Consider the following 1,783-nt stretch of genomic DNA (forward strand, 5'->3'; position numbering starts at 1 on the left):
GTGGATAGGAGACAGGGCGGCGGGCGTCGACCTCGGCGGCCAGCTCCGGGGCGCGCTCCAGCGCCGCCGGGAAGCCGCAGGCGGCAAGCCAGTTCGCCAGCATCAGGTGACCGCCCTCGGTCAGCACCGACTCCGGGTGGAACTGCACGCCCTCGATCGGCAGCGTGCGGTGCCGCATCGCCATCACCACGCCGGAAGCGGTCCGGCCGGTGACCTCCAGCTCGTCCGGGAGCGTCTCGGGCAGTACGGCCAGCGAGTGGTACCGGGTGGCGGTGAACGGGTCGGGCAGCCCGGCGAGCACGCCCACGCCGTCGTGGCGTACCTCCGAGGTCTTGCCGTGCAGCAGTTCCGGCGCGCGGGCGACGGTCGCGCCGAACGCCTCGCCGATCGCCTGGTGACCGAGGCAGACGCCGAAGATCGGGAGCTTGCCGGCGTACTCGCGGATCACGTCCAGGCAGATGCCGGCCCGGTCCGGGCTGCCCGGACCGGGCGACAGCAGGACACCGGCGGCGCCGACGCGGCCCACCTCGGCGACGTCGATCTCGTCGTTGCGCCGCACCTCGCAGTCGACGCCGAGCTGGCCGAGGTACTGCACGAGGTTGAAGACGAACGAGTCGTAGTTGTCGATCACCAGTACGCGCATCGCTGTCACCTGTTCGGGGTGGAGGGTGGGGCGTTGTTCGTCTCGGTGCTGTACGGCAGCTCCTCCTCGCCGGGCAGCCCGGTGGGTTCGGTGATCCCACCGTCACCCGGTACGCCGGAGTCCTGGGTGACCTGCACGTCGTCGAAGGGCAGCAGCGGTTCGGCCCACGGGAAGACCACGAACCAGAGCAGCGCGACGGTGGCGGTGGCCAGCACCAGCGAGCCGATCAGCTTGCCGGGCAGCCCGAACGGCAGTTTGCGCCAGATCCACGAGTACACGGCTCACGCCTCCAACTCGGCCGGGCGGCCCGCCGACTTGGCCTGCGTGTGGTCCAGCCGGGCGTGGATGATCAGCCGCTGGTAGTTGTCGAACTTCGGGTTGCAGGTGGTGAGCGTCAGCAGCTTCTCGGTGGCCTTCTGGCCCGCCTTGCCGGGCACCGGCGCGACCACCTCCACCTGGGACGGCTTGACGATCCGCTGGTCATAGACCCGGTAGACGAGCCAGTCGGTCCTGGTCTCGACCACTATCGCGTCGCCGGCCTTCAACTCGTCCAGCCGCCAGAACGTGGAGCGGATGCGGTGACCGGCGACGGAGAAGTTGCCCACCTCGCCGGGCATGGCGCTGTCCGGGTAGTGGCCCGGGGCGTACCGGATGTCCTCCGGGCTGACCCCCTCGACCACCACCCAGTGCTTCTCGAACTTGGGGATGTAGAGACCGGCGACCGGCTTCCCCTTGGCCGGCGGCTTCGGCTTCACCGTCGGACCGGTGGTCGGGCCGACGGTCGGATCCGCGGTCGCGCCCCACTCCTGGGCGAGCTGGCTGTTCAGGTCGTTCTGGTGGGCCTCGACGATGACCGCCTTGCCCCAGATCTCGTACCCGGCGAACAGGAGCACCACCAGGCCGAAGGTGATCAGCAGCTCGCCGGTGCCCCGCACGACGGTGCGCAGCCGGGAGCCGACGGTGGGGCGGGTCAGCTCGGAGTAGACGCTGCGGTACCCCTCGCCGGTCTGCTCGGGCCGCAGCTGCACCACCCGCTCGCCGCGCCGGGGGCGGGGCGGCTCGGCGGGCGGCTCGCCGCCGCCGCCGCCGCCGCCGTCGCCGGTGTCCGGCGCCGGGGGCACCGCGCCCATCAGCCCGGTG

The 1,783-nt window shown here is 71.7% G+C and carries 3 protein-coding genes; all 3 read right to left on the bottom strand.

Annotated features, from left to right (window positions below):
• The coding region (locus F8279_RS29595) for an aminodeoxychorismate/anthranilate synthase component II (RefSeq protein WP_151501702.1) at positions 1–643 on the bottom strand (643 nt) is incomplete at its 3' end.
• 5 nt (positions 644–648) lie between these two features.
• Positions 649–921: a hypothetical protein gene (locus F8279_RS29600; protein ID WP_091413694.1), complete on the bottom strand. Its 273-nt coding sequence runs from the start codon at positions 919–921 to the stop codon at positions 649–651.
• Positions 922–924: 3 nt separating this feature from the next.
• A partial coding sequence (locus F8279_RS29605) for a class E sortase (RefSeq protein ID WP_225853462.1) occupies positions 925–1,783 on the bottom strand: 859 nt, incomplete at its 5' end.

Origin of the sequence: Micromonospora sp. AMSO1212t, from assembly GCF_008868145.1 — a bacterium.
Taxonomy (GTDB): Bacteria; Actinomycetota; Actinomycetes; order Mycobacteriales; family Micromonosporaceae; genus Micromonospora; species Micromonospora tulbaghiae.